Raw genomic sequence first — 25,808 nt, forward strand, 5'->3', positions numbered from 1 at the left:
GATTTATAGGCTAATGGTGAAAGATTTATTATGCAACTCAAATTTATTAAGATAGTTAAGTGTTGCGAGAACTTGCCGAGTACTAGGTAGTCCGAAATTCCAGCAAGACATTTTATCTGTCGAAACTTCATCCACACTCAAGCTGTTGGAATGGCCTAACAATTCGTAATCGTTCCCAGGAAATCGGCCTTTATCTCCGATACATAGGATTTCTTGATGCTTTCCACCCGAGCTCTGGAGGTGGTTCATACAGCTAGCTATCACATTCAATTTAGAAACGTGTGGTTTAATAATAATATCCATTGAGTGGCTGGACTCTACGAAGGCAACCCCCTCAAAACGCTTGCTTGTTATAAATTCCCGAATTTGATCTTTAATAAAGTAGTTTTCTTTTGAAAACTCGATCGTCAATTGTTTAGCTCTAACTTGAATGTTAAGAGATTTTCCAAAATGATGTAGCAGTTGCAATTCAACTTCTTTCAATTCCTGACTTTCGTCTTTTGTATCTCGATGCGGGATTTCATCATCATTTAGCAGCCCTACGTCTGCCCCGTTATAATATCCAATGATTACATTCTTGTGATATTGCTTTTTTATCTTTCCTTGTAAGTCGGTACGTGCAGACTTTCCTCTCCCTGTGGCAATTCCAACAGTGATTCCTTTTGCCAATATCCTATTTAAAGCATTAGATACATTGATATTTATCCCAGTTTGCCTTTCGGTAGTGCCACACAATGTACCGTCGTAATCGAATATCACCGCTCCGTATGTCTTACTCTCAATATTACTCTTATATTCATGGTACGCAGTTTTCCATTCTTGTAACTCTTCGCTGGATAAAGTATATATTGATCTAGGACTGAGTTTCCGTTGCAGGGCAATTCTAAGCTCTTCTTTTATATCCGCTTTTTTCAAAGCGGATTTATATCGCAGATGATAAAGTTTCCGGCCAAAATCTGGTACGCCCGGCCTACCTGGGTCTATACCTTGCATCCGACCGATTGCCTCAACCAAATAAAATGACTTCACCAAGAGGTCGATCGAAGCAAAATGGCTATCAAAATCACTTTCTATCTTCAGGACCGGAACCGAAGAAGGTAATAGTTGCAAAGTTTTTAGAGCCAGGTCTCTGTTATCCGGTGTAATTAAGGCAATAATACAGGTATTGTTCCCCTCTTATCCAGCCAATGGTGCCTCCCATGGCCATAATTCCGATAGTCGCTGTACAAAATATTACCTAACGCTGCTTCAGAAAACTTAGACTCAAGATCGATCGCAACCGGGTGCCCATACCCACTATATAAAATTTGGAAAGTGAATGACGCTTCAACTCTGCTCACAAAGCTCTCAAGCTCTTCAAAAAGATTGCCGGAATGGAGATTTTGTCTTGATTTACATTTCCGTAAATTCTATTTAAAATAGCGAAGAATGCAACCAGCGAATTGGTCGCTAAAAAGCCGTCCTTTCCACTTGGATTTGACAGGTCTTTTATTATGTTGGTTGTTCCTTCACTTTCTCTCTTAAGCGGCGAACTTTTCGAAAGAGTTAAGCCTAGCAGCGACTTGGGCTCTTCGCTAGTTGCAATCTTTAACGCGGTCAATATATCTGTGTTTTCCCGCTGGCGCTTAAAAACAGGAGTGAGGAGTCATTAATTACGGGAACTGAATTTATTAATTCCAAAGGCGTCATTGCTTTAGCCAATTTTCCTTTCGACTGATGGAGATTATTTGCAAAATAGCACGCGCTGAGAGATCCACCAGATCCTATTGTAATTAATGGGCTATTAAAAGTTTTTTCTATGTTGAGTTTTAGATCTTTAATTTCAACTGCATTTGCCCATTCGTATGTTTTTTCCAAAAGCGAAAGTTCGCGAGTAAAAGGTTTGCCCATTGTTTATCTTAATCTGCTAAATGGTCAAATTTAACATTTTTAAACACGTGAACACACACCCTTAAAATATTAGTTACCAATCCTGTCGCTACCCCGTTTAGATGCTGATGGCGAAGATCTTCCTATAGTGTTTTAATGTCTAACAGTCTGCAACTTAACAGGCTTGAAAGGGATAGAAATTTTTAGTGATTTTCCTAGCGGAATCATTACGGTCGGTACGACCGAATTGACCTAGTTTGTAATGACTGAGGGAGAAAATTAAGTTGCCGTCTACAGTCATAATGATCGTAGAACAGGACCATTGCGTTATTTCCTGTGTTGCGGGATGAAGGATAAATGATACCCGCTACCTTTCTGTTAAACATGTATCTGAAAAATTCTGTGACTATCTGAGTTGGAACATAGTCTATGTGAACTTTTCCATCGCGATCTATTGGTTTGGAAAGATCATGGATAAAGTTTTTCAAGAAAATGACGTCGGCAAATTTTTTTCGTTTTGATTGATTAAAAACGCTTGGACTTGCAGGTAACTTACTCAAGTCTACAACAAGAATATTCTCTTTTAGGTAAATGTGACTGTTGTGTATTTAGATTGCTTCCAAGATTTGTCTATCGTCTCTTTCAACGTTGTTTCTACTTCAAACGCGCAATAAAACATCGATATGCCAGCCGGACTCATTCTGTTTGGGTTTTTGCAATGGGTGATCTCTGGAGCGCACATTTGCTCGAGAGCCAAAATTCTTTCATCTTTACAATGCTGACGACATCTAATCACCTCGGTTCCTGCTTCTAAACTCGTAAGTAAACCGTATCTATAAACCATTTTTTCGATCTCTCTCAATATGTCAAGCGGCTGGTGGGAGTATATGTCAAGTTCGTTCTGATAGGCGGGAAAAAGATACCGAACTTGATGCTTAACTAAATAGCAAAAGTGTGACCAGGAGTCTGGACGTGCGTGGTGCCCTTCACTATGCATCCCCTTTTCGTCGGCCCAGTGTTTATTGAAATCAATCCAATCTTCCATGTCATTAAATAAGGCAGCATCGTCAATATTAAGATCAAAGTCATCTTGGAGTATTTCCCAAGCATCTCTGTGTGGTACCAAATAGCCTCCTTCTGCAGAATCATATGAAGCGAATTCCACTGGATCGGTGAAATAGTAACTAACTGTCTCCATTAGAAATCTCATTATCTCCTCTAGTGGTCTGATTGCTTTCGTTCTCCCGCAGTAGTCACACTCATCAATTTGCTTTCCTCTTTTAATGAAACTTTTTATAGCTACGTCTTTAAAATGAGCGCTGCAAACATTCATGTCCGGTCCAGAGTTAAGTCCATAACTCTCGAGCTCATCAGCCCAATTCATAACGCCACTCATAGAAATATAAAGTTTAAATATTTAAAGATACTTTGATTGAATGAAGTTACTGATGCAATAATTATGTAAAAGCAGCGATAGAAAACCTCGTAATCAACCTATAATACTAACAAAAACACGGCATATATTTTTTTCCACGTTTGCTGCGTGATCATGACATATATACTTATGGTGAAACAACTTGAGAGATTTCGCGCTGATACTTCTTAAGCGAAAGAAGTGAGGTCTTAGATTTAATAAGACCACCAGTGCCTAGGTTGAGTGTTTCCGGCACCACGCGAAGCCAGTTTTGCTGGAAACATTTTTTGTATGTCTTCAGCAATTTATCACCAGGGCCGGGAAGGTAATGAGCTTCTTTCTTCGAGGCTCATTACACTCGGGGATCTTTATGATTTTCGCCAGCAGCTTCTCTCTGACATCAGATTACTCCTCAAAGAGTTTCATGGACAGCCGGTCAAGCGATGGCTCAAAAGCCATGAAGTTAAAAAGCTACTCAACATTTCGACCAGCACCTTACAGATCCTCCGTAAGAAAAAGGAGCTTCCCTTTACCAAGATCGGCGGCGTGCTTTATTATGACTCCAGCGAAATCACCCGTTTGTTGGCTTCGCAACAACACACTTCTAAAAACTCCTAATCAATCATGGGTACGAATAAAAGCGCAAAGGGCAAAGCGTCCGGTTGTATCCCGACACTTAACGAAGTCGTTATCTTTTTTGATCAGAAAGGACTAGTTAGAAAAGCAGCAGAAGCATTTTTTGCATCCCAACAACGCGGTAAATGGAAAACCGAGAAAGGTCTGCCTATCCGCAGTTGGAAAACGGTCGCCAATAAATGGATATGGATGTACCAATTGGCTTCCCGGCCACAAACCATAGAGCTAAAGTTACGGCTTCAGCTTCCTCCGGGCTATCAATTGCGGGGCAATGGGTAATACTAAAAAAATAACAGACGAGGTTTCCTTTTACTTTAAGCCGACCCTTAAATCATTTGCAAAGCTGGCAGAGGAAGCGAAGCTCCTGGAGGAAATGAAGCTTGTTTTGGGTCATTACATTCCTGAAGGAACGCTTATACACTTTCCCTCGCCGAGAGGTGTAGGTAAGACTTATTTCTGTATGCAGCTTTGCATGGCTGTCGCTTCAGAACTGCCTTCGTTCCTGGGGGAACCCATTACCCTACACGGAAATACACTGTACATTAACAATGAGCTGTCTGAAAAAACAATACGCAGAAGGTTGCTGGAACTACGAAATACCTGCCCCTTTTTGCCGGAGCAACGGTTTAAAGCCAGAGCATTTACCACAAAGAACAGTTTGACTGAAGATCTTCCTGCACTACTTCAGATCGTAGAACGTATCAAGCCGGTGCTTATCGTTATCGATAATCTCAGGATGGCCTTTACGGATACGGATACCAATAATAATAAGGAGATCACCAGGATGATGTACACTTTACTCGCGTTGTGCGAAAGCTCAAAGACAGCTATTGTTATAACCGATCATTTTAGAAAACACACTTCATCACTCTTAAGCGATAGCGATCTGCAAACCGGTAGCGGCGTTAAAACGGATCTTTCAGATGGAGATTTCTTTTTAAGAAAAAGTGGACAGAGCAAACACTTTCGATTATTGAAGCGTGGAAAGTCCCGCCACTTTGAAGAAGCAGATGATGCCAAGCTGCTGCGGTTAAACCCCGAGACTATGTGGTTTGAAGTGGTGGAGGAGCATGTGAACGAAGCTGAACATATAGGTCTGAAGAGCATTCGGCAAAAAGATGAGCAGCAGGATATGGCAAGGCTCCTGCAGGAGCAAGGCAAAACATACCGGGAGATTGCAGTGATCCTGGGCAAAAGCAAATCAACAGTTCATCGATGGCTGGATGCTGATAAGAGCAGCGATGAAAACAAATGATGAAGCAAGGCCCAAGATTTTGTCCCATAACGCTTCAATGCTCAGAAGTGGGACAAAAAATTTCTACAAACCATTATTACTCAACAATGCGCTTTAAAAAAGCGGGACAAAATATTATGGAAAACGGGACAGAACGGGACAAACTTTTTTCAAACATTTTAAATCAAAAAAATGCAAACACTAAAATTATTGCTGTTTATGGCAGCGTTGGTAGGAATAGTAAGCTGCTCTAAAAAGGACAAGATAAATGGAGCTGCCACTCAATCTCAACCAATCGGACATGCGACTGCCCAGGAAAACGTATCGCCAGATAATCATTTAAATCCTTACGATTTTGTTGGCAAGGAGCACAACCGGTTGCTGGCAATGGTAAGAGCGTATCTCGAGAGCGGTGGCGACAATACTGTAAGAGGACGTAACCTATTCCTTATGAAACACACCAGCACCCATACCAACGTAGAGCAATTGGATAAGGCTGTTTATCATGTTATTGCTGACACTGCCAGTCGTTATCTGGGTAATTTGTCAAGACTGCCTATTACCAGCGATGCCAAAAATGCTATCGTTCGAATCTACAAGCAGGTCAAAACTGTGAAAGACAATGGTGAGTTTTCGACTTTCAAGGCCCAGCTCGTCAAAATGGAAGACGGCTTTCTAAGCAGTACCAACTTCTCGGAAAAGGAAAAACAATTGCTTTTGTCCGCCGCTTCTGTTGCCCGGCATTCCACCTACTATTGGTTGAATGATGAGGAGCTGAATGTTTCCGCTGACGGCCGCACGGCATCCCGCAGTTTTTTCTGGAAGTTGATAAGGGCTGTTGGAGCAGCGTCGACTGATATCTCTTCCCTGGTAGAAACAATTGTAACAGACAATGATCTGCCAACTGCTATAACTGAAGCCGCCGCCGCCAGCAGCTGGGCCTACGATGCATTCGACTATATGATCGACTTCTGATAGATAACTATCCCTTTGTCCCGTTTCCATAATTACCGTAAACATTTTATCACCATAAAAACAAATCAACATGAAAGCAAAAATGCTCCTGGCAGTTGCCGTAATCGCAATGCTCAGCTGTCAGAAAAAACAAAGTACTTCTGTTCAGGAAGATCAGAATTCATTAGCAACTATACCCAATAGCGCGGGAAGACTTACAAAAAATGCCTACGACAGTACCGGTATCTACCATAACATGATGTTAGATTCAGCGCTCGTGTATGCACTTAACAATCGTACTCGTAACAGCGAACCGGCGCACAAAATCATTATGCAGGTTTATGCAAAATACTATCCGGTTGACGTGGCCCTGATACAAAAAGTAGCACCTGCTTTATTAGTAAGCATCAATAAAACGGCTGCTAGTCCGCTGGAAATGCTGGATCAAAAAGCGCCGGATTACCCTTTTTTATGCAGCTGTTTAAGATGATCAACCAGGCTGATCGCACCAGCTACGAACAATTTATAGCAGATATTGAGTCGTTAAAAGAGAAAGTATTCATCAGTGAGGAACTTTCTGCACAAGCAAAAGAGAGAGTGTTGGGTACCCTTGCTGTAGCGGGCAGCTCTGCATACAGATGGTTTAATTTGCACACGATCAACACCCATCTGCATTTCTTTGTACCCTTTCTGTCTCCTACGCAAGTGACACAAGGCGGCATTGAAGCAATATCTGCTGATGCCCGCGCTTACTTGAAAGCAAAAAAGATGGGCACTCCGAACACACGGCCAGGGTACTGTCGGCCATCGCCAGCGTGGAAAAATTCTTCGAGAACCTGTGGCCCTTTTAACCCTCGTTTTGGAAGGACTCTAATAAATCCAATTGACCTGAAATCGAACAACTATTTCTTTTAATCATACTGACAGAATAGCCTGTTTCCAGGGCTAATAACGGCGGCAAAAGCGAAGCCCGGCGAAGCCGTTTACCTTCCTCCTGAAAGGAGCAAGATGTACGTTTGTGGCACAAACGGCTCTTGCCTTTGCCTCCGAAGTCGCAAAGGATGTTAGAATAACGCTCGAAACTCGGTTATTCTGTCAGTTAAATAATATGGACTAATGAAAACGAGTAATGACCAAACCCCGGATAGCGACCGGAGAACTGAATGGTTAACGGTAAGGCTTACAAAAAATGAGCATCAAAAAATTGCCAGAAGACAGCAAAAAACGCTTAACCGTTCTCTAAGTGATTATGCACGAACAGTATTATTAGGCGAAGCCATCAGGCAGGTTGTTGTAGACCCGTCAAGGGATAAGACTATAGAAGAGCTGGTTAAACCGCAGGCAACTAATGATCATCTCCAACAATTTTAACCAGGTGGTTAAGCGTATACATAAGCTCTCAGACATTCCGAACAAAGAATTTTGGTTGAAGACCTGCACCGAACTTCAGAAAGATCTGCTGTCAAAAATTGATTGTATTCAGGAGGTGATTAATAAAATTTATGCAAAATGGTAGCGCGCATTGTTACTGGAAAATCTATAAAAGGAGCGGTTAATTATAATGAGGAAAAGGTAAGGAAGGGGTTAGCTACACTTATCGCGGCACAGGGATATACGGCGTCGCCGGAGCATTTGAGTTTTAAAGGGCGCCTGCTACGGCTGGAGCGGTTAGCCGCCGGCAATAGTCGGGCAAAAACAAATTGCGTTCATATCTCGCTGAATTTCGAACCCACGGAAAAGCTATCAGATGAAAAAATGAAACAGATCGCTGAAACGTATATGCAGGGAATCGGATTGGGTACGCAGCCCTTCCTGGTATACCGCCATACAGATGCAGGTCACCCACACGTGCACATTGTAACCACCAATATTCAATCAGATGGTCAGCGCATTTCGCTTCACAATATAGGCAAGGAAAAGTCTGAGCCAATAAGAAAGGAGATGGAGCAACGCTTTGGGCTGATCCCCTCGGAAGGCCGTGAGAAGGACAGCCCTTATTTAAAACCTGCTGACCTGGAAGCTGCATTATACGGCAAAAGTGAAACCAAGAAAACTATTTCTAATATTGTAAGGACAGTAGTAAGAGAATATAATTTTACAACGCTTGCTGAGTTAAACGCGGTACTTCGAAGCTTTAACGTGGTTGCGGACAGAGGCGAGCCGGATAGTAGAATGTTTGCCGCAAAGGGACTTTGCTATTTTATTACTGACGCGAAAGGTAATAAGGTGGGTGTTCCCATTAAAGCCAGCGCCATCTATAGTAAGCCAACGCTTTCCAGCCTCGAGGAAAAATTTGTAAAGAATGCCGAGCAGCGTTGGCGTTTTAAGACGCCGTTAAAGAATGCTATTGATAAAGCTATCACAGGGGTAAAGGATGCGGACAGGCTGGTAGCTACACTAAAGGCAGATAATATTGATGTAGTATTCAGGCGAAACCCCGAACGTATTTATGGTGTCACTTTTGTCGATCACCGTTCCATGTCCGTATTCAATGGCAGTGATCTGGGAAAAATTACAGTGCGGCTCATCTGCTGGCACGCCTCCAAACGGAGGATAAAGACCTCCGTAGCGAAATGCAAAAAATAAAGTCCTGTCTGAAAAAGCGTTTGGAAAAATAGATTTTGACCAGGGAGTCGCCGCAACTATCGGCCAGCTTTACAATCAAGGCCTCCGCTTGCTTCCTGGAAACTCTGATGCAGAATCCTTCACTATTGGCACAAAGGATAGTCGTGATTTTTCCTATGCAACAGTTCCACCGCAAATAGAAAAATACTTCAGGCACCATCTTACGGCCAGCTTGGTTAATGGAATTAACCGGTTAGCGAAGCTGACCCTACCGGGAGCATTTCTTGCGGCTCCCTTTCTTAATAGTATCAAAATCCTGCTGGAAGCACAGCAACAGGATGTTGCTTTTAATGTACGTAAACCCCATAAGCGCAAGCGGAAACGGTAAACTTTAATTGTCTCGCGTTACTGTTGACGCCACGGTTTGATTCGCTGTTATACCGACCCTCTCAATTTTTTCACTTAAAAAAATTGAGCAATGACAGGCGAAAACGAACAAGGGCTACGATCGGTGATTGATTTCACTCGGTTATTGAGCATTGCGGTGCTCCTTATTCATTTTTATATTATCTGTTACCCGGCTTTTAATAGCTGGGAACTGACGGCTTCGATCACCGACCGGTTGGTTGGTAATATCAGGCGGCTTCCGTTTTTTCAATCGGTGATGCTCGCTAAATGCTCTTCACTGGTCCTGCTGATCATATTTCTTTTAGGGGTTAAAGGCAAAAAAGATGGAACGGTCAACCTAAAGGCCGCACTTGCCTATTGTGGTTGCGGGCTGGCGCTTTATTTCCTGGCTAACGTGTTTCTTTTTGTTCCGGGTAGTACAAACGGGGTAGCAGCGGGTTATATGATCACCACCTCAATAGGGTATCTGATGATGATTTCAGGAGGGACTTATCTCTCTCGTTTGCTGAAAACCAAATTACGTAAAGACATTTTCAATAAAGAAAATGAAACCTTTCCCCAGGAGGAGCGACTGCTGGAAGATGAATACTCATTGAACTTCCCGGCACGTTACCGTTATGGTGGAAAGCTTAGAAATAGCTGGATTAATGTCGCGCCCTTTAGAAGCTGCCTTGTGTTAGGTAGCCCTGGAGCGGGTAAAAGTTATTACGTCGTTCGTAGTGTCATTGAGCAGCAAATCCGCAAAGGATTCTCCATGTTCCTTTACGATTTTAAATACGATGACCTGTCGCGGATCGCTTACAATTATCTTTTAAAATACCAAGGCAACTACAAGGTACCTCCTAAGTTTTATGTGATCAATTTCGATACGCCAATGCACCGCTGCAATCCGCTGGAGCCTCAGGCAATGCGTGATATAACAGATGCCACTGAAGCATCGCGGACTATACTACTGGGATTAAATCGCGACTGGATCAAGAAACAAGGCGAATTTTTCGTTGAATCACCTATCAACCTGCTAACGGCAGTGATCTGGTTCTTAAAAAGTACCAGAATGGCAAGTACTGTACATTGCCTCATGCCATCGAGCTGATGCAGGCCGACTACCGGGACCTGTTTCCGATTTTAGCTACAGATGAGGACATTGAAGCATTGATCAATCCTTTCATCAGCGCCTTTAAGAACCGGGCAATGGAGCAGTTGGAAGGACAGGTAGCGTCTGCTAAGATCGCACTGGCGCGCCTGTCTTCGCCTTCCATTTATTATGTTTTAACAGGCAATGACTTTTCGCTGAACATCAATGACCCTTCAGCGCCAAAGATCGTTTGTGCAGCTAATAACCCTGAGAAAGCAATGACCTATGGAGCAGTGCTGTCACTTTATGTTTTCCGGTTGATAAGAGTCATCCTAAAAAAGGACAGAATAAATGCAGTATTATAATAGATGAGCTACCTAGCATTTTTCTAAACGGCCTTGACAATTTTATAGCAGTTTGCCGAAGCTATCTTATTTCCAATATACTTTGCGTTCAAACCTATCAGCAATTAGTCAAAGACTACGGAAAGGAGCAGGCAGATGTGCTTATGAACCTTTGCGGTAATATTATCGCCGGTCAAAGTTTTGGTGCTACGGCTAAAGAGTTGTCTGAGCGTTTTGGTAAAATTGTGCAGCAGCGTGACAGCATTAGTATTAATCGGCAGGATACTTCTGTAAGCAAATCAACCCAACTGGACAGTGCTATCCCGGCTTCCACTATTGCTACTTTGTCGCCCGGCGAATTTGTGGGTATCGTGGCTGATAATCCAGATCAACCTATTGAGCAAAAGATCTTTCACGCTCAGATTCAGAATGATCACCAGGCTTTAAAGTCAGAATCGGAAAGATTTGTAGATATCCCCAACCCTAATAAAGTGGCGGAGCACGAGATTGCCGATCATTTTATCACCGTAAAAAATGATGTAACTAACCTGGTTAGAACATTGATAGCGGAAATAGAAGCCGATCCGGTCAAATCACGGCTTCTGCTTGAGGATAAGATGCAGGCTTCAGCGAGAGGTGGGACTAGAAGAAAAGGATAAACAGAAATATGCATGACGGTCGCTAACCAGTAATAATACCAATGTCATAGGCATAGGCAGTTAAGCCATTTCTTGATTTGCGGTTCAGCTTTAAAAGCAATTTGTCCCGATACGAATGAACGGTGCGCTCGCTGCAAATCATTTTCTCTGCAATTTCTTTATAGGAAATGTCCTGGTGGCAATAACCGAGGAATTCGATCTCTCTTGCTGTAAGGCCTGCTACCTGCCTGCCTTGACTTGTAATGAAGAGTTTGGACAGTTCCCGTGGTATATGGTAATCTCCTGCCATCAGGTTAGCCAAGGCTTCCAGGAACGTTTCTTTTTTCGAACTTTTGGGTAGAAAGCCTCGCGCACCTAGTCTTAGCATACTTAAAACACTATAGTCTACAGTATGCATAGTCAGTACAAGTACCGGCGTTTCGGGGTAACGCTGGCCAAGTAATTGCATGGTTTCGTATCCGTTTAATTCCGGCATGTTGATATCCAGCAATACAATACCCGGGAAAGAAGAGGTGCCCGCCAACTCATCCAATAGGGAAATAAGCTCACGGCCATTGCTGACCTCGTAGGCCAGGTGAAAATCGGCGGTATTATCCAGTACCAGTTTAATGCCCTCTCTGAAAAGATCATGATCATCCGCGATGGCGATGATTGTTTTTGTCTGCATTATATTCTGTTTTAAGTTTTATTGTTACCAGGGTGCCACCGAGCGAACTATTGCCGATCTCTAATTGGGCGTTAAGTAAGCTGGCCCGCTGTTTCATGCCGCTAAGCCCCATTCCTTCCCGGTATGCCTGCGGAAGGCCTTTACCATCGTCACTAACCATCATTACCAGGGTGTTCATGTTTTGCAGGTAGTCGATTGTTACCTCCAGCAAGCCAGCCGATGCATGATTGATCACGTTTTTGATGGCTTCCTGGGCAATGCGGAACAGAAGAATGATAGCTGGTCTGCTGATGGCCGGGAAAGCTTGCCGGTCGCAGTGATGGTATTTTACGTGTAACTTTTTAGTCAGGGACAAGAACTCAAGCTCCCGCCTTAGCGCTTCAATTAGTCCCAGGCCCTCAACCTTCGTGCCGCTCATCAGATGGCTCAGGTTACGCAACTCCTCTGTTGCGGTAATAACGCGTTGTACGGACCCATCCACGATGCGTCTTCCACGCTCTGTCAGCTTTTCTGTCTCCAAAGATTGGAGTGCCAGCGCGACTCCTGCAAGTACCTGTCCGATATGATCATGTATTTCTCCGGATACTTTGGTCAGGACCTCTTCCTGCAGCTCGAGCTTAGTCTTCATTGTTTCCTGTTCAAATTGTTGTTGCACTTCCTGTAGCCTTAACTCATAATTGCGTGTTTTATGCCGGGTTAAAAACACAAGCAATATGATGACTATGATAATCAGCACTACAAAAAGTGACCCATATACAAAAAGTACTACAACCTGGCTGGCATCACTCATAAATTGTTTTTTTAACAGGAAAACAAACAAATACAATACCGATGGAAAAATAACTGATCACTCCGACCATCCAGAGCATGTAGTAGGCTGTGGTGATATTACCGGGGTTGGCATGGTTTAGTTCCAAAAACCGGATCAGGATATAAATAAAATAGGCTCCTACCTGCTGAAAGAGTAATATAACAGTTATCCAAAAATGCGGATTGTGTGCGGGCGCCGGACTATCAAAATTCTTGGCATACTCGGCAAGCACGATAAATCCCATGGTGCAGACGCAAAGACCACCGAACAGCAAAAAGTTTGAATTGAAAGTATGAATAGGTTGAAGGTAAATGCTGTTAATGACAGATGCGCTAAGCCCTATAATACCTAGTGACAGTCCGATCCGGTTATTTTTAATTACCGGTGAAATACTTGTAAAGTACATTACTGTATTAAGGAATAACAGGGGCGCGAAAATATGGAAGACCGCCAGATTGTTGCGATAGATGGCTGCCAGGTAGAAGGCCGATATTTCACTGAAGAGCGTTAAACCTACCCAAACCACGATAAGCCTTAGCGGCCTTGAACGGCCACCAAGCCGCCACAAGCAACAGGCAAAGCTGAATGCCAGCACCACCAGAATAATAATACGGAGCAGCATGTTCTTGATTATTCGATTTGAGACTCCAGTGCGACATCCATACATAACTGAGGACAAGGCGCTGCATTATCCATTACCTTGCCTCTCACCAATTGATACTTCCCTTGTCTATTGACCCCTACAAGTATCAGTGTGTTTGGAAACTCGCCTGGCCCGGGTCTAACACCTCCATTGCCGGCATTGATCCAGTCCATAGTGTGACCCAGGAAAACTTTGAATTTAACGATCGATGTATCAGACAAATATTCTCTTATTGCTGCGGCGTCCAGCAACCAGGAACGGACTTCGTGATCTTTACCAGGGTATCCGACGGACTGAAGGTAGCTACTGATCATTCGATTGGCTTGTTCCTTCGGAATAAAATTAACGTTGCTGTCGGGTAGTTCGGCACCGGACGATTTGCTACATGAAATCCCGTAAGTGGCCACCACGGGTAGTAATAAGATGAGTAGAGGTTTCATAAAAATGTATTTGTTTACATATAATACAGTTAAAATTACAAGCTATGTAATCATCAGACAATCCGTCGAACGACTGAATTTTTGCTAAAATTCTTGGTAAGGACATGTTCTTTTAGCGCTGTCCGTTTATCCGTGCGTCATCAACCGATAAAAATTTCAGTCGAATACACATTGACTTCGCTCTATCCAGGTAATATTTTAGCAGTAAATGAGGATATCTACCAGCATTGGTAGATATAACTGAAATTATTTTCCATGGCCCTGTAATCGGTGTGGCTGTTGCAAATTTTTCTATTTTGCAGCCACGACTTGCGTATTGGGCTTGGTATAAGGAGTTTTCTTTATGAAAGACAATACGATCTATCAACTTTTAGACCTTCGTGGTGAACTTGAAAGCAAACTCTCAGCCGTTGAACTTTCTGATAAGGTCATACAGCGGTCCAATGTTGCATTTCATACGGCCCAGGAGTATCTGGTTAGACTGAAGGGACTGCAACCTGCCAGCTTTGCCAACGAAGCAGACGAGATTGAATATTACAAGACCATCAGCCCGCTGTTTCACGCATATCTCATTTTCTTTCATCGTGTTTTCCAACTGGAAGCCTCCGCATTTCCTTCGGAGCGCCTAAGGACCAAACAATATCGGAAAGAGCAAAAAGTAATTCGACTCTATGTAGAGCAGAACCTACAGGCTTACCGGTATTTTATAACCGGGGACGAGTCCTTTGATCGGGAATTTTTCTTGTCCAACCCAACACCGCCCCCCACTAATATCGAAGAAACAGAACTACTTTCTGATCTTCAGCATATCACTCCCATGACTTTAAAGTTTGCCCGTTTTATCGCCTACGAGAAGCTAAACGAATACCTGGATAGCCGACTTCACAGGGCAGGCAGTAGCAGTGTGCTGCCCGATGGTATTACCGCTGAATGGACCGACAAGAAAATTTATTTGCACCAGCTAACCTATGCGCTGGTATATAGTAAAAGCATCAACCACGGGAACATTACGGTTAAGGCCTTGTCCAGGATTTTCGAGATTATCTTCAATACAGATTTAAGCAATGTGCACCGGTCGCGCCAGGAAATGTACTCGCAAAAGGATGACGCTGCGTATCTGAACCTTTTAATCAGCCGGTATCATGCGGGGATGAGGGAAGCAGACGAGCGGCACAATAAGCGGTGATTTTTCATAACTGTCAAAATAAAAAGCGCTCCGAAAGGGCGCTTTTCCCGTTTTTGCTTCGTTTTTTCTCTTCTTAAGTACTACAAAACTTCTTCCGAGACAAAACACTACCAGTGCCCAGGTTGAGTGTTTCAGGCTTTCCACGATACCACTTTTGGGGTGTTAATGATGCAAACGACGCATCTGTTCTTCACCCCAAAAATTTGAAAAATGTTTTCAACAATCACCTGGTCGGAGTTCCTGATTATTGCAGCTGTTGCAGCTGCGGTTTACTACGCAATCATTTTGATCATTTATTACAGAAAAGACATCTTCAAAAGGTTTTCGGCCAAACCTTCCCATCCCCGCAGAAATCTTTCTATCCCCGTTACCAATGGTGTTATGGGTTCTGTCTTGTTTGACGATGATGATCTGACTCCTGAAAGCCCTCAGGCACCAACCGGGCAAAAAGCTCCGCCCATAGAAGAGGAAGAAGAGCCCTTTGGAGCCGATGATGATTTTGACGATGAAGCGGAGCAGGCCAGGCAGTATGCTCTGCTCGACGAACTGGTCAGCCGGTTAACTGATACAATCAGCAGCCGGCACCGGCTTCCGACACCCGAAGTGCTGGACTTGCTCAAAGAGCAGATTCAGGAGGCTGAGCCATCGGTATATCAGCCCTTTAAGGAGGCGATCACCGAGGATCTGATCAATAAATTCTATGAGTACCGTGGTACGCGGCTTACCACACTTGATCTGCGCCCTATCTGGCCCTGACACCATTTGCCGGTGTTGTAATTCCTTTCCTCTTATCTAAATAAATCCATTATGTCTTTAGTTAATAAAAGACATCAGCGCCTCGCTGCGCTGATGATGACCACTCTTTGTCTTTTGTCGGCTGCTGCGGTTGCCCAGGATGGTAATGCCGGTATCACAGAAGCTACCAGCAAAGTAAAAAGCTACTTCTCTACAGGAACGAACCTGATGTATGCCGTAGGTGCTGTAGTCGGTCTTGTAGGCGCTGTCAAGGTTTTTAACAAATGGAACTCGGGCGATCCGGATACTAATAAAGTAGCGGCAGCGTGGTTCGGCTCCTGCATTTTCCTGGTGGTCGTTGCTACAGTGCTCAAAAGCTTTTTCGGCGTATAAAATTCTTGTTATGGCATCCAGCAAGTATACCATCAACAAGGGCATTAATAAGCCGATTGAGTTTCGGGGTCTGAAAGCACAGTATATCGCTTACCTGGCGGTAGGCCTGGTGGCGCTACTGTTACTGTTTGCTATTCTATACCTCACCGGGCTTTCAACATTCATTACGCTTCCTATAGTTGGCCTGTGTGCGTTTGCACTGTTTAGCTATGTGTATCGCTACTCCCGCAAGTATGGCGCTCATGGACTTATGAAAGAGGCCGCTTACCGCAGCTTACCCGAGGCCATTAAAGCCAAACGACTCTATAACCTGCTCCAACCACAAAACAAAAATCAATGACAACTATATTTTTAATATTACTCCTTACCGCCGGTATAGCAGCTATTCTTCATTTAAAGGAGTATAAAGATGTGCGCAAAGACCTGCTTAGTCTATTGCCCGTTTACAAAATCGAGCGTGATTATATTTTATCTAAGCAAGGGGATTTTACCGCGGTATTTGAATTGACGCTACCGGAGATATTTACTACCGGAGCCGACCAGCAGGAACAATTACACCAGGCCTGGATCAAGGCCATCAAACTCCTGCCCAAGCACACGGTGCTGCATAAGCAAGACTATTTTTTCAAGGAAGGATACCAACCCGACTTTGAGACAGAAGCGTTTCTTTCCAGGGCAAGCGAAATGTTTTTCAACGAACGCCCCTTTCTGAATCATAAATGTTACCTGATGCTCACCAAGAAGGCGGCGGGCAGAAAGCCGTCCAGTTCCGTGATGTCGAACCTGCTTCGCAAAAGAATGATATCCGGTAATGTGGACACAAAGGCTATTTATGAGTTTGCTGATGTACTGGGGCAATTTGAAAGGGTGTTGACGGATACTGGCCTTTTATCACTGAGGCGCCTGAAGGCAGATGCCCTTGCCGGCAGCAAGCATAAGGCTGGCCTGCTGGAGGCATATCTCTACCTGGATAACGCAAAAGGTACACCCACATTATCTGATATTGTTTTTAAGCCGGAATGGAAGATCGGTGAGAATTACATGCAGCTGTACACACTCGCAGATGCGGAAGACCTTCCGGCACAATGCGGCAGCAGCCTGCCTTACGACAGGTATAGCAGCGAGCGGACGCGCTTTACCGTTGGTTTTGCGTCGCCAATGGGGCTGCTTTTAAACTGCAATCATATCTACAACCAGTTCATTGTAATAGATGATATGCAGCTGACTATGAAGAAGCTGGAAAGCAAACGTCTTCGTCTTCAGTCCTTATCGGCCTATTCCAGGGAAAATGCCATCGCCCGTGATGCAACTGCTGATTTCCTGAATGAAGCGATATCACAGGGCAGGTTACCGGTTAAGGCACACTTTAATCTCCAGGTATGGACAAATAATGAGCAGGAACTAAAAGACCTGCGCAACGCAGCGGCTTCCGCCATTACACAAATCGATGGACAACCCCGGCAAGAGATCAAGGGAGCGCCCCAGATTTTTTGGGCAGGCTTACCGGGTAATGCAGCTGACCTTCCCTTGAATGAATGTTTTGATTCGTTTGCAGAACAAGCTGTTTGTTTTCTCAACATGGAAACGAATTATCGTAGCTCCATAAGCCCGGTAGGTCTGCGTTTAGGGGACCGAATAACCGGTATGCCGGTTCATGTGGACCTATCTGATGAGCCGATGCGCAAGGGGATCATTACCAATCGGAACCGCTTCATAATTGGCCCGTCCGGGGTCTACCGGGCCATTTTCTCAGAAAGTGGCCCGGTAGACCCAAACATGGAAGCGGAAAAAGTTTTTTTACCAATCATCTCCAACGCAGCTATTATGAACAGGGTGCTCACTGCGTAATTGTAGATGTTGGACACAGCTATAAAGGTCTTTGTAAACTGGTCGGCGGTTATTATTTCACTTACGAAGAGCGCAACCCAATTAAGTTCAATCTTTTTTTATAGGTGACGGTGATACGTTAGATACTGAAAAAAGGAGTCGATCAAAACGCTGCTCCTGGCATTATGGAAGAAGGACAACGAATCATTCCGGCGGTCAGAGTACGTAGCGCTCTCCAATGCACTCACTGGTTATTACGAGTTTTTAGAATTAAATGAAAAGGTATTTCCCTGCTTCAATTCCTTTTATGATTACCTGAAGGATGCTTTCGTAAAAAGGTTACAGCAGGAGAAGGTAAAAGACCGTGATTTTGATATTGACAATTTCCTCTATGTACTGAGGCCTTACTACAAGGATGGCGAATTTGATTACCTGCTTAATGCGAACGAGAACCTGGATCTTTTACAGCAAAGGTTTATCGTATTCGAACTCGACAACATCAAGGATCACCCCATCCTGTTTCCTGTGGTGACCCTGATCATTATGGAGGTCTTTATTTCCAAGATGAGGAAACTTAAAGGTATCCGAAAGATTATTCTCATCGAGGAAGCCTGGAAAGCTATCGCCCGGGAAGGTATGGCGGAGTACATTAAATACCTTTTTAAAACGGTCAGAAAATTCTTTGGCGAGGCAAATGTAGTTACTCAGGAAGTCGAAGATATTATCAGCTCGCCAGTCGTAAAGCAGGCTATTATCAATAACAGTGATTGTAAAATACTCCTGGACCAAAGTAAGTATCAAAATAAGTTTGACCAGATACAGGAACTGTTGGGCCTTACGGAAAAAGAGAAAATGCAAATCCTGTCGATCAACAAGGCAAACGATCCGGCCAAAAAATACAAAGAAGTATTTATAAGCCTGGGAGGACAACTAAGCAAGGTCTATCGTACGGAAGTTTCACTGGAAGAGTATTTGGCTTATACCACCGAGGAGGCCGAGAAAATGAAAGTGCAGCAATATGCCGAACGGTTCGGCGGCGATTATCGTAAGGGTATCGCAGCCTTGGCCAGGGACATACGTGATAATAAATCATAAAAATAATCAGGACATGAAAAAGATATTCGTTACAGCTATACTAAGTCTCGTGCTGGCACTGTCGCCTCATCGTAGTCATGCTATTGTCTGGAAGGTATTTACGGAAGCCGTCAAAAAGGCATTGAGAGCGGCGGACCTTGCCATTCAGCGGTTACAGAACAAAACCATCGGTCTTCAGAATGCGCAGAAGGAAATCGAAAATACGATGTCAAAGCTAAAGCTTCGCGAGATATCAGACTGGGCCGAGAAGCAAAGAGGCCTTTTTGAAAAATACTACGATGAGTTGGCAAAGGTGCGTAACGTAATTGCTTCTTATAAAAAAGCAAGACAGGTTATCGCCGGTCAGTTACAGTTGGTGGAAGAATACCGGCGGGCATGGGCACTACTAAGACAGGATAAGCATTTTACTGCCGAGGAGATCCGTTACATGGAGCAGGTATATTCCGGAATCCTTACCAGCAGTCTCAGAAATGTGGAGCAGCTCTACCTGGTACTGTCCGATCACAAGACGACGATGACCGATGGCAAACGTTTGGAACTGATTACGCAGGCTGCCATCGGGCTGGACGAGAACCGCTCCGATTTGAAGAAGTTCAATAACCAGAATTTTCTTTTAAGCCTCAATCGTTCGAGGGATATGCTGGATGCTGCTAACACAAAACGTATCTACGGGATTCAATAACCTTACAACCTAGCAATATGAACAAGATAGTAGGAGCATTGCTATTATGCTTGCTGGCTTGTACCAGTTCGGCCCAAGGTATCTTCAATCAAAAAGCCACGCAGATCAAAAGATACATGGAACAGATAGGACTACTGCGTACGTATCTAAGGCAAGCCGAGCGTGGTTACCAGATCGTAGACAAAGGGCTTCATACCATCAGGGATATAAAAAGAGGCGAGTTTAACCTGCACGACCTCTATTATAAATCGTTTAAGTCGGTGAACCCGGAAGTACGGCGACTGTCGGAAGTGGATGCCGCTGTGCAAACCGGTACGGCCATACTCAGGCAGGCTTCCAAAATGGTTCGGGTTAACAATAGCAGTGAATTACTGGAGGCTTCAGAAAAAAGGTATGTCGTCAGTGTTTTGGGTAAGATCATTGATGACGCAGAGAAAGATCTTCAGTACCTGGATGATTTAATTACTACTGGCCGGATGGCACTTACCGATGATGAGCGGATCAAGCGGATTAACCAGGTATCCATTGTGCTTCAGCAAACCTCAGTAGTGTTACAAAGATTTACGGCGGAGCTCCAGGTTTTACTGCGCAGCCGTGCCCGGCAACACAATGATAGTGAGCAAATGAACCGATTGTATAACCTTAAAAAATAATCGCGATGAAAAAATGGATAACATACCTGCTTTTATCTTTCCTGCTTTTGGGAGGTTACAAGGCTGGGGCACAAGCCAACGAAATACAGCAGCTGGCGCTTAATATCCAAAAGCTGACACAGTTCCGAAAGATACTCAGGAATATGTATACCTCTTACCAGATCATACGCGGCGGATATAATAAGGTAAAAGATATCACCAGCGGCAACTACTCCCTGCACGAAGGCTTCCTGGATGGCCTGATGGCCGTTAGCCCGGCAGTCCGCAATTACAGGCGCGTAGGAGATATTATCACCAATCAATCACAGATTATAAAAGAGTATCGCCGGGCTTTTGCCTACTTCAAACAGTCCGGTGTTTTTAACACCCAGGAGATAGCCTATATGGGTACCGTGTATGATAACCTGCTGGAAAAGAGCCTGGCTAATTTAAACGAGCTGACTATGGTCGTTACAGCAGGCAGCATGCGTATGTCGGATGACGAGCGGTTGACCGCTATTGACCGCCTGGCTTCAGATGTGGATCAGCAACTCAGCTTCCTGCGCTCTTTTAATAATTCCACAGGAGTGCTTACCAGTCAGCGCAAGCGGGCACAGCAGGAAATTAAAGCTGTAGAAAAAATGTACAACCTAAAACAATAAGCCAATATGAAAAAGAAGATTCAATGGATGGTGGTACTGCTATTGATAGTACTACCGAGTACACTCTATGCACAAGGGCGCGCAGAGGAAATAGCAGGTTTACAAAGTATCCTCGAACAATTGTATGATGAAATGATTCCACTTGCAGGTGATATTGTAAAAATCGGTCAATCCCTGGCCGGTTTTGGGGCAATGCTCTATATCGGCTACCGGGTGTGGGGCCATATTGCAAGAGCGGAGGCCATTGACTTTTATCCATTGCTGAGGCCCTTTGCACTGGGATTGGTGCTGGCTTCTTACATGCAGGTGATCAGCTTATTCAACTCGATATTAAATCCGACCGTCAGTGTGACGGCAGCTATGGTCAAGGACTCGGATGCCGCTATTAAAAAATTGCTGAAGGATAAAGAAGAAGCGATCAAGCAATCCAAAGAGTGGCTGATCTACCAGGGAGCCAATGGCGAAGGGGACAGGGAGGCCTGGTATAAGTACACACATCCTAATAGCACAAAAGATGAAGGCTTCTTCGAAGAAATTGGTAATGACATCCGCTTTAGTATGAGTAAATACTATTACCAGTTCAAGAACAGTGTGAGCCAATGGATGTCTGAGATTTTGCAGGTCTTGTTCCAGGCGGCTGCCCTTTGCATTAATACCCTGCGCACTTTCCACCTGGTGATCTTGGTTATACTTGGGCCTATTGTTATTGGCCTAAGTGTCTACGATGGATTTCAGCACTCGCTTACGCAGTGGATCGCACGCTATATCAACATCTATTTATGGTTGCCTATCGCTAATATTTTCGGGGCATTGATCGGTAAAGTGCAGCAAGGCATGATCAAGCTGGATACCAGCCAGGTCAACAATACCGGCGATACCTTTTTCAGCCCAACCGACACAGGCTACCTTGCTTTTCTGATTATCGGTATTATCGGCTACTTCACCGTACCATCTGTTGCCAACTACGTGATCCATGCCCACGGCGGCAACGGTTTGCTTTCCCGGGTTAACCGCGTTTCGGGTATGCTCACAAGCAAACGATAAATGCACTCAAAAAGATATTTATGTTCCGCCAATTTAAAAATATAGAAACGGCTTTTAAGCACATTAAGGTTTTTTCCTGGTGCTGATTATTGCAGTTACCGGTATTTGCCTGACCACCATCTATTGGGCGATTACAGGAATTGATAAAATACAGCAAAGGGTATATATCATCTCGAACGGCAAGTTGCTGGAAGCTGAAGCTGCCAATCGGAAGGATAACCTGAAGATTGAGCTGGAAGACCATATCAAGACCTTTCATTTTTTCTTTTTCACCCTTGCCCCTGATGATGTGCAGATCAAAGCACAGCTTTCCAAAGCGTTATACCTGGCTGATGGCAGCGCTAAGGCCCAGTACGATAACCTTCGGGAAAACGGCTATTACAGCAATATGGTATCGGGCAATGTCAGCCAACGTATAGAGCCGGATAGTATCACTATTTCAGTAGATCGAAAGCCTTATTACTTCCGGTATTACGCACGACTGTATATCACACGGCCCACGTCCACAGTTACCCGCAGCATGGTGACGGAGGGCTATATCCGCGACGGCTTGCCTATCAGTTCTAATAATGTTCACGGTTTTTTGATCGAGCGCTGGGCCACACTCGATAACCGGGATATCGATATCAAAGCACGTTAAAACCTGTATCCGATGAAATCTATCCATAATAATAAAAAGGATGTTGGCGAAGCTTCCATTTCGCGTCGGCTTTCCCGTTGGTGCAACCAGCAACAACACCGCTTAGCCGATATGCTGAACCGCAGCACAGCCCACTGGACGGGCTTTCAAAAGAAATTGGCGCTGGCCCTTTTCTGTTTGACAATGGGAGCCAATAGCGGTATTGTTCTATACCAGTCATTGTCCGGCAAAGCAACACGAAAGCCGTTAAGACCTGATGCGATCAGCACGATATATCTCCAAGCAGATAGCGTTTCCGCTTATGTAGCTGGCAGGCAAAGACAATTACTAAAGGCAAAGATCGACAGCCTTATTCGTGCTGACTCGGGGCGCGTACAACTGGAGCGCCTTCGGCGGGCGCATCCTGGCCTTTGGGATAGCCTTCAAACCCTGATTGCTGAATAATTATATCCACATACACTATAAATGCAATAATTATGAACGAACAACTCAAAAGAAAGCGCAGGTTGCTTGTCGTCCTGCCGGTAATTGCGATCCCGTTTCTTACCCTGCTGTTCTGGTCGATGGGCGGAGGTAAAGGAGATAACGACGGAACGCCGGAGCCATCTTCCGGCCTCAACACCAATCTTCCGGGAGCCGGGCCGGACGATAAGAAGCAGGACAAACTCTCCTTATACGATCAGGCGCTGAAAGATTCCCTGGAAATGGAAGAGTTCCGCCGTGCCGACCCTTATGGAAAAAGGCAATTCCTGTCTTATGCAGACAGCGCCAGATACGCCGATAGTTTGCGTGGCCTTACCCTGGGAAGCAATATCTATTATCCGGGTAACGCTCGTTATGACAATCTGGGAAGTCGTGAGGCCGAAGACCGCCTGAGCGAAAGATTGCATGACCTGGAAAATCAGCTGGCGATGGCTGAATACAAGCGAAACGATTACCGGGCAAGCAGCAATGCTATGGCAGAAGTAGACCAGCTACAGGCTTCGCTGGAAGCCGGCACCCTGGCGGGTAGTGCACCGGGTGCACCGGACGCCGAGCTGGAAAAAATTGACGGTATTCTGGAAAAAGTGATGGATATACAAAATCCAGGGCGCGCCCGCGAAAAAGCCAAAGCGGAATCCGAGAAAAATAAAGGGCTGGTTTATTCGGTATCGGCTCCGGTGGAAGATACCCGCGCCGATCTGTTCGGAAACAGGGGAACAACAAAGATCAAAGATGCAAAAACCGCTGAAGCGGCGATCCGTCCGGTTACGGCCAATTTTTATGAGCTGTCCGGTGACGGCCCGGATGACCCCGAGGCAAACAAGGCAGTTCCCGCTTTTGTACATGAAACGCAAACCCTTGTTTCGGGTGCTACGATAAAAATGCGCCTGGCCGAACCAATATATATTAACGGGGTGATGATCCCTAAAGGAAATTATGTGTTTGGCACCTGCCAACTGGAGGGTGAGCGCATGCAGATCGAGGTAAAAGGTATTCGTTATAAAAATGCACTATTCCCCGTTTCCCTCGCTGTTTACGATATGGATGGTATTACCGGCATTCGCATACCCGGGGCCATTGGCCGGGATGCTACCAAGCAAGGAGCCGACCAGGTTTTACAGGGGTTGGATATACCTATGATGGATCAATCCTTTGGAGCGCAGGCCGCCAGTGCCGGTGTACAGACCGTAAAATCTTTGTTCGGTCGTAAAGCCAAGCTGGTGCGCGCCACCGTTAAGGCCGGTTACCCTGTGCTGCTCATCGACCTCAATAAACGCAATCAATAATCTTTTCATCCTTAAAAACTACTTTTCAAATGAACAAGCTATTATTTATAATTCTATTGGCATCCGGCTTTGGGAGCCAGGCCCAGGCGCAACCTGCGCGTACCTTTTTAATGAGGCATTGCAGGAACCCTATCATTTATCGGTAAGCGATCAGAAGACGACTATACTTGTATTTCCCGCGCCTATAGCCAGTAATGGTGTAGACCGGGGAACAGGGGATATACTGGCAAAAACGGTGACGGGTGTAGACAATGTGCTGAAGGTTAAAGGAGCGGCACCGTCATTTCCCCAAACCAATCTTACCGTAATTACCACCAACGGTAAGATCTATGCTTTCCGCGTGGATTACAACGCTAACCCGGACGACCGGCCTATTGATATGGGCAAGCAACAATTGCAGGAAGCACAAACGGCATTCTTTAAGTCGCGCACTCTTAATGATGCGCAGGTGGAAATGGTAGCCCGCAGTATTACGAAGACGACACCCTTTATGACAAGGCCCAGGGAAAAGATGTTTAAGATGTCGGCGGTGTTGGATGGTATTTATACCTGCGAGGATGTGATCTTTTACCGGCTTTCGCTTAAAAATAGCTCACCCATTGCCTACGACCTGGATTTTCTGCGCTTTTATATAAAAGATAAAAAACGGATAAAGCGTACCGCAGAGCAGGAAAAGGAATTGCAGCCGCTTTATGTTTATAAAGAGCTGGACAATACGATACCAGCCGATGGGCATAGCACCATCGTAATTGCTTTTCCCAAATTCACCATTGCGGACAAGAAGCATTTTATTATGCAGTTTTTTGAAAAAGGCGGTGACCGCCACCTTCAATTGAAAATGGAAGGCAATGATATTATACAGGCCCGCCAGTTAAAATATAAATTCTAAATCTTTTAGGTTATGACCAATCGCATCGAAAAGGGGCTGGAATCCTGGCACCGGCAGGAAGCACGTTTTGCATCGATTTTCGGTAAGAAAGGTTTGCAGGGAAAGACCTTTGCAAAGATACGTCTTGCTGAAATGCGCAAGCTATACCAACGGGTGCAGCCACCCCGCAATTTAGAAGAGCGGGTTTCGGTAAAGATGCTCCGAAGCGCCAACCGCAACCTGGAACGTCAGCTTTATCCCGGTCGTATGAACCGTGTAGCTCGCAGGATACTACGTGCAGCCGGCGATTTCGCTACCCGTACACTCAAATGGCTTGTAACTAGTCCTGTGGGAGCGAGCGACCAAAGGTACCTGGCCTCCGGCAGGCAAAAGCAGACCGAAAGAGTAGCGATAACTAAGACGGCAGCGGCACGAAAACCCACAGTTGTACGTATGCAGCCCCGGCAGCACCAGGCGCTTGACCTGGGCAAGCAGCAGTCCAAAGGCATACGCCGCTAACAACGTAACAATATTAATCACAATAAAATTTGATTGC

The 25,808-nt window shown here is 44.8% G+C and carries 36 protein-coding genes and 1 pseudogene; 28 read left to right on the plus strand and 9 right to left on the minus strand.

Annotation, left to right across the window (positions count from 1 at the left end):
- Positions 1 to 3: 3 nt before the first annotated feature.
- The 5 genes from MKP07_RS17055 to MKP07_RS38845 form a co-directional block, all read right to left on the minus strand.
- A complete protein-coding gene (locus tag MKP07_RS17055; protein WP_240848251.1) occupies positions 4 to 1,110 on the minus strand; it encodes an HAD family hydrolase in 1,107 nt (368 codons plus the stop codon).
- A gap of 226 nt (positions 1,111 to 1,336) precedes the next feature.
- Positions 1,337 to 1,600: a hypothetical protein gene (locus MKP07_RS17060; RefSeq protein WP_240848252.1), complete on the minus strand. Its 264-nt coding sequence runs from the start codon at positions 1,598 to 1,600 to the stop codon at positions 1,337 to 1,339.
- Entirely contained in the window at positions 1,597 to 1,890 is a 294-nt protein-coding gene (locus MKP07_RS17065; RefSeq protein ID WP_240848253.1) for a hypothetical protein, read from the minus strand. Before MKP07_RS17065 ends, MKP07_RS17060 begins: the two co-directional genes overlap by 4 nt.
- A 206-nt stretch (positions 1,891 to 2,096) precedes the next feature.
- A complete protein-coding gene (locus tag MKP07_RS42650) occupies positions 2,097 to 2,429 on the minus strand; it encodes an RES family NAD+ phosphorylase (protein ID WP_394803579.1) in 333 nt (110 codons plus the stop codon).
- Positions 2,430 to 2,452: 23 nt separating this feature from the next.
- Positions 2,453 to 3,265: a HEPN-associated N-terminal domain-containing protein gene (locus MKP07_RS38845; protein WP_262919349.1), complete on the minus strand. Its 813-nt coding sequence runs from the start codon at positions 3,263 to 3,265 to the stop codon at positions 2,453 to 2,455.
- Positions 3,266 to 3,574: 309 nt separating this feature from the next.
- On the opposite strand from MKP07_RS38845, the gene MKP07_RS17075 reads away from it, so the two are divergent.
- From MKP07_RS17075 to MKP07_RS17130, 12 genes are all read left to right on the plus strand, one after another.
- Complete coding sequence (locus MKP07_RS17075) at positions 3,575 to 3,901, plus strand: helix-turn-helix domain-containing protein (RefSeq protein ID WP_240848254.1); 327 nt, start codon at positions 3,575 to 3,577, stop codon at positions 3,899 to 3,901.
- Positions 3,902 to 3,907: 6 nt separating this feature from the next.
- Positions 3,908 to 4,198 (plus strand): hypothetical protein, encoded by a 291-nt coding sequence (locus MKP07_RS17080; protein ID WP_240848255.1) that lies wholly within the window; start codon positions 3,908 to 3,910, stop codon positions 4,196 to 4,198.
- Positions 4,191 to 5,174 (plus strand): AAA family ATPase, encoded by a 984-nt coding sequence (locus tag MKP07_RS17085; protein WP_240848256.1) that lies wholly within the window; start codon positions 4,191 to 4,193, stop codon positions 5,172 to 5,174. Before MKP07_RS17080 ends, MKP07_RS17085 begins: the two co-directional genes overlap by 8 nt.
- A gap of 171 nt (positions 5,175 to 5,345) precedes the next feature.
- The gene (locus MKP07_RS17090; RefSeq protein ID WP_240848257.1) at positions 5,346 to 6,128 is read left to right on the plus strand and encodes a hypothetical protein; all 783 of its coding nucleotides are present in this window, start codon (positions 5,346 to 5,348) and stop codon (positions 6,126 to 6,128) included.
- Positions 6,129 to 6,198: 70 nt separating this feature from the next.
- On the plus strand, positions 6,199 to 6,597 hold the full coding sequence (locus tag MKP07_RS17095; protein WP_240848258.1) for a hypothetical protein: 399 nt from the start codon (positions 6,199 to 6,201) through the stop codon (positions 6,595 to 6,597).
- Positions 6,579 to 7,022 (plus strand): hypothetical protein, encoded by a 444-nt coding sequence (locus MKP07_RS17100; RefSeq protein ID WP_240848259.1) that lies wholly within the window; start codon positions 6,579 to 6,581, stop codon positions 7,020 to 7,022. Before MKP07_RS17095 ends, MKP07_RS17100 begins: the two co-directional genes overlap by 19 nt.
- A gap of 201 nt (positions 7,023 to 7,223) precedes the next feature.
- Positions 7,224 to 7,478 carry a plasmid mobilization protein gene (locus MKP07_RS17105; RefSeq protein WP_240848260.1) on the plus strand — a complete coding sequence of 85 codons (255 nt, stop codon included), beginning with the start codon at positions 7,224 to 7,226 and terminating at the stop codon, positions 7,476 to 7,478.
- Between the two features lie 138 nt (positions 7,479 to 7,616).
- Positions 7,617 to 8,693: a relaxase/mobilization nuclease domain-containing protein gene (locus MKP07_RS17110; protein ID WP_240848261.1), complete on the plus strand. Its 1,077-nt coding sequence runs from the start codon at positions 7,617 to 7,619 to the stop codon at positions 8,691 to 8,693.
- Positions 8,694 to 8,781: 88 nt separating this feature from the next.
- A complete protein-coding gene (locus MKP07_RS17115) occupies positions 8,782 to 9,060 on the plus strand; it encodes a hypothetical protein (protein WP_240848262.1) in 279 nt (92 codons plus the stop codon).
- A gap of 90 nt (positions 9,061 to 9,150) precedes the next feature.
- Complete coding sequence (locus MKP07_RS17120; RefSeq protein WP_240848263.1) at positions 9,151 to 10,173, plus strand: YWFCY domain-containing protein; 1,023 nt, start codon at positions 9,151 to 9,153, stop codon at positions 10,171 to 10,173.
- Positions 10,152 to 10,520: a hypothetical protein gene (locus MKP07_RS17125; protein WP_240848264.1), complete on the plus strand. Its 369-nt coding sequence runs from the start codon at positions 10,152 to 10,154 to the stop codon at positions 10,518 to 10,520. Before MKP07_RS17120 ends, MKP07_RS17125 begins: the two co-directional genes overlap by 22 nt.
- Positions 10,520 to 11,158 carry a TraM recognition domain-containing protein gene (locus MKP07_RS17130; RefSeq protein WP_394803664.1) on the plus strand — a complete coding sequence of 213 codons (639 nt, stop codon included), beginning with the start codon at positions 10,520 to 10,522 and terminating at the stop codon, positions 11,156 to 11,158. Before MKP07_RS17125 ends, MKP07_RS17130 begins: the two co-directional genes overlap by 1 nt.
- A 22-nt stretch (positions 11,159 to 11,180) precedes the next feature.
- Here the strand turns inward: MKP07_RS17130 and MKP07_RS17135 are convergent, their stop codons facing one another.
- Genes MKP07_RS17135 through MKP07_RS17150 form a run of 4 tightly spaced genes read right to left on the minus strand, consistent with a single transcriptional unit; the run spans position 11,181 to position 13,719 of the window.
- Positions 11,181 to 11,825 (minus strand): response regulator transcription factor, encoded by a 645-nt coding sequence (locus tag MKP07_RS17135; protein WP_240848265.1) that lies wholly within the window; start codon positions 11,823 to 11,825, stop codon positions 11,181 to 11,183.
- The gene (locus MKP07_RS17140; RefSeq protein WP_240848266.1) at positions 11,791 to 12,615 is read right to left on the minus strand and encodes a sensor histidine kinase; all 825 of its coding nucleotides are present in this window, start codon (positions 12,613 to 12,615) and stop codon (positions 11,791 to 11,793) included. The genes MKP07_RS17135 and MKP07_RS17140 overlap by 35 nt, the downstream gene beginning before the upstream one ends.
- Positions 12,608 to 13,258 (minus strand): hypothetical protein, encoded by a 651-nt coding sequence (locus tag MKP07_RS17145; RefSeq protein WP_240848267.1) that lies wholly within the window; start codon positions 13,256 to 13,258, stop codon positions 12,608 to 12,610. Before MKP07_RS17145 ends, MKP07_RS17140 begins: the two co-directional genes overlap by 8 nt.
- Positions 13,259 to 13,266: 8 nt before the next feature.
- Positions 13,267 to 13,719, minus strand: coding sequence for a hypothetical protein (locus tag MKP07_RS17150; RefSeq protein ID WP_240848268.1), 453 nt, complete (start codon positions 13,717 to 13,719; stop codon positions 13,267 to 13,269).
- Positions 13,720 to 14,062: 343 nt separating this feature from the next.
- Here MKP07_RS17150 and MKP07_RS17155 point away from each other — a divergent pair, with 343 nt between their 5' ends.
- The 16 genes and pseudogenes from MKP07_RS17155 to MKP07_RS17220 all read left to right on the plus strand — a co-directional run bounded on the left by MKP07_RS17155 (position 14,063) and on the right by MKP07_RS17220 (position 25,771).
- Positions 14,063 to 14,905 (plus strand): RteC domain-containing protein, encoded by an 843-nt coding sequence (locus tag MKP07_RS17155; RefSeq protein WP_240848269.1) that lies wholly within the window; start codon positions 14,063 to 14,065, stop codon positions 14,903 to 14,905.
- Positions 14,906 to 15,115: 210 nt separating this feature from the next.
- Positions 15,116 to 15,661 (plus strand): hypothetical protein, encoded by a 546-nt coding sequence (locus MKP07_RS17160; RefSeq protein WP_240848270.1) that lies wholly within the window; start codon positions 15,116 to 15,118, stop codon positions 15,659 to 15,661.
- A 51-nt stretch (positions 15,662 to 15,712) separates the two neighbouring features.
- Positions 15,713 to 16,033 carry a DUF4134 domain-containing protein gene (locus MKP07_RS17165; RefSeq protein WP_449589194.1) on the plus strand — a complete coding sequence of 107 codons (321 nt, stop codon included), beginning with the start codon at positions 15,713 to 15,715 and terminating at the stop codon, positions 16,031 to 16,033.
- Positions 16,034 to 16,043: 10 nt separating this feature from the next.
- A complete protein-coding gene (locus MKP07_RS17170; protein ID WP_240848271.1) occupies positions 16,044 to 16,373 on the plus strand; it encodes a DUF4133 domain-containing protein in 330 nt (109 codons plus the stop codon).
- The gene (locus tag MKP07_RS43815; protein WP_262919350.1) at positions 16,370 to 17,881 is read left to right on the plus strand and encodes a TraG family conjugative transposon ATPase; all 1,512 of its coding nucleotides are present in this window, start codon (positions 16,370 to 16,372) and stop codon (positions 17,879 to 17,881) included. The genes MKP07_RS17170 and MKP07_RS43815 overlap by 4 nt, the downstream gene beginning before the upstream one ends.
- Positions 17,869 to 17,985: pseudogene (locus MKP07_RS43820) on the plus strand (TraG/VirB4 family ATPase); the annotation flags it as partial. The gene MKP07_RS43815 and the pseudogene MKP07_RS43820, both read left to right, overlap by 13 nt.
- Before the next feature lie 37 nt (positions 17,986 to 18,022).
- Positions 18,023 to 18,955 carry a TraG family conjugative transposon ATPase gene (locus MKP07_RS43825; protein ID WP_317236040.1) on the plus strand — a complete coding sequence of 311 codons (933 nt, stop codon included), beginning with the start codon at positions 18,023 to 18,025 and terminating at the stop codon, positions 18,953 to 18,955.
- Positions 18,956 to 18,968: 13 nt separating this feature from the next.
- Positions 18,969 to 19,637 (plus strand): conjugal transfer protein TraI, encoded by a 669-nt coding sequence (locus tag MKP07_RS17180; RefSeq protein ID WP_240848272.1) that lies wholly within the window; start codon positions 18,969 to 18,971, stop codon positions 19,635 to 19,637.
- A gap of 17 nt (positions 19,638 to 19,654) precedes the next feature.
- Entirely contained in the window at positions 19,655 to 20,290 is a 636-nt protein-coding gene (locus MKP07_RS17185) for a hypothetical protein (RefSeq protein ID WP_240848273.1), read from the plus strand.
- A 5-nt stretch (positions 20,291 to 20,295) separates the two neighbouring features.
- A complete protein-coding gene (locus MKP07_RS17190) occupies positions 20,296 to 20,931 on the plus strand; it encodes a TerB family tellurite resistance protein (RefSeq protein ID WP_240848274.1) in 636 nt (211 codons plus the stop codon).
- A gap of 6 nt (positions 20,932 to 20,937) precedes the next feature.
- A complete protein-coding gene (gene traJ / locus MKP07_RS17195; RefSeq protein ID WP_240848275.1) occupies positions 20,938 to 21,975 on the plus strand; it encodes a conjugative transposon protein TraJ in 1,038 nt (345 codons plus the stop codon).
- A gap of 79 nt (positions 21,976 to 22,054) precedes the next feature.
- The gene (gene traK, locus MKP07_RS17200; RefSeq protein WP_240848276.1) at positions 22,055 to 22,615 is read left to right on the plus strand and encodes a conjugative transposon protein TraK; all 561 of its coding nucleotides are present in this window, start codon (positions 22,055 to 22,057) and stop codon (positions 22,613 to 22,615) included.
- 12 nt (positions 22,616 to 22,627) lie between these two features.
- Positions 22,628 to 23,059, plus strand: a complete 432-nt coding sequence (locus MKP07_RS17205) for a hypothetical protein (RefSeq protein ID WP_240848277.1) — start codon at positions 22,628 to 22,630, stop codon at positions 23,057 to 23,059.
- Positions 23,060 to 23,091: 32 nt separating this feature from the next.
- Entirely contained in the window at positions 23,092 to 24,384 is a 1,293-nt protein-coding gene (gene traM, locus MKP07_RS17210; protein WP_240848278.1) for a conjugative transposon protein TraM, read from the plus strand.
- 118 nt (positions 24,385 to 24,502) lie between these two features.
- The gene (gene traN, locus MKP07_RS17215) at positions 24,503 to 25,273 is read left to right on the plus strand and encodes a conjugative transposon protein TraN (protein ID WP_240848279.1); all 771 of its coding nucleotides are present in this window, start codon (positions 24,503 to 24,505) and stop codon (positions 25,271 to 25,273) included.
- Positions 25,274 to 25,285: 12 nt separating this feature from the next.
- Positions 25,286 to 25,771, plus strand: coding sequence for a hypothetical protein (locus MKP07_RS17220; protein WP_240848280.1), 486 nt, complete (start codon positions 25,286 to 25,288; stop codon positions 25,769 to 25,771).
- Positions 25,772 to 25,808 lie beyond the last annotated feature (37 nt).

The organism is Paraniabella hibiscisoli, assembly GCF_022512515.1.
Taxonomy (GTDB): Bacteria; Bacteroidota; Bacteroidia; order Chitinophagales; family Chitinophagaceae; genus Niabella; species Niabella hibiscisoli.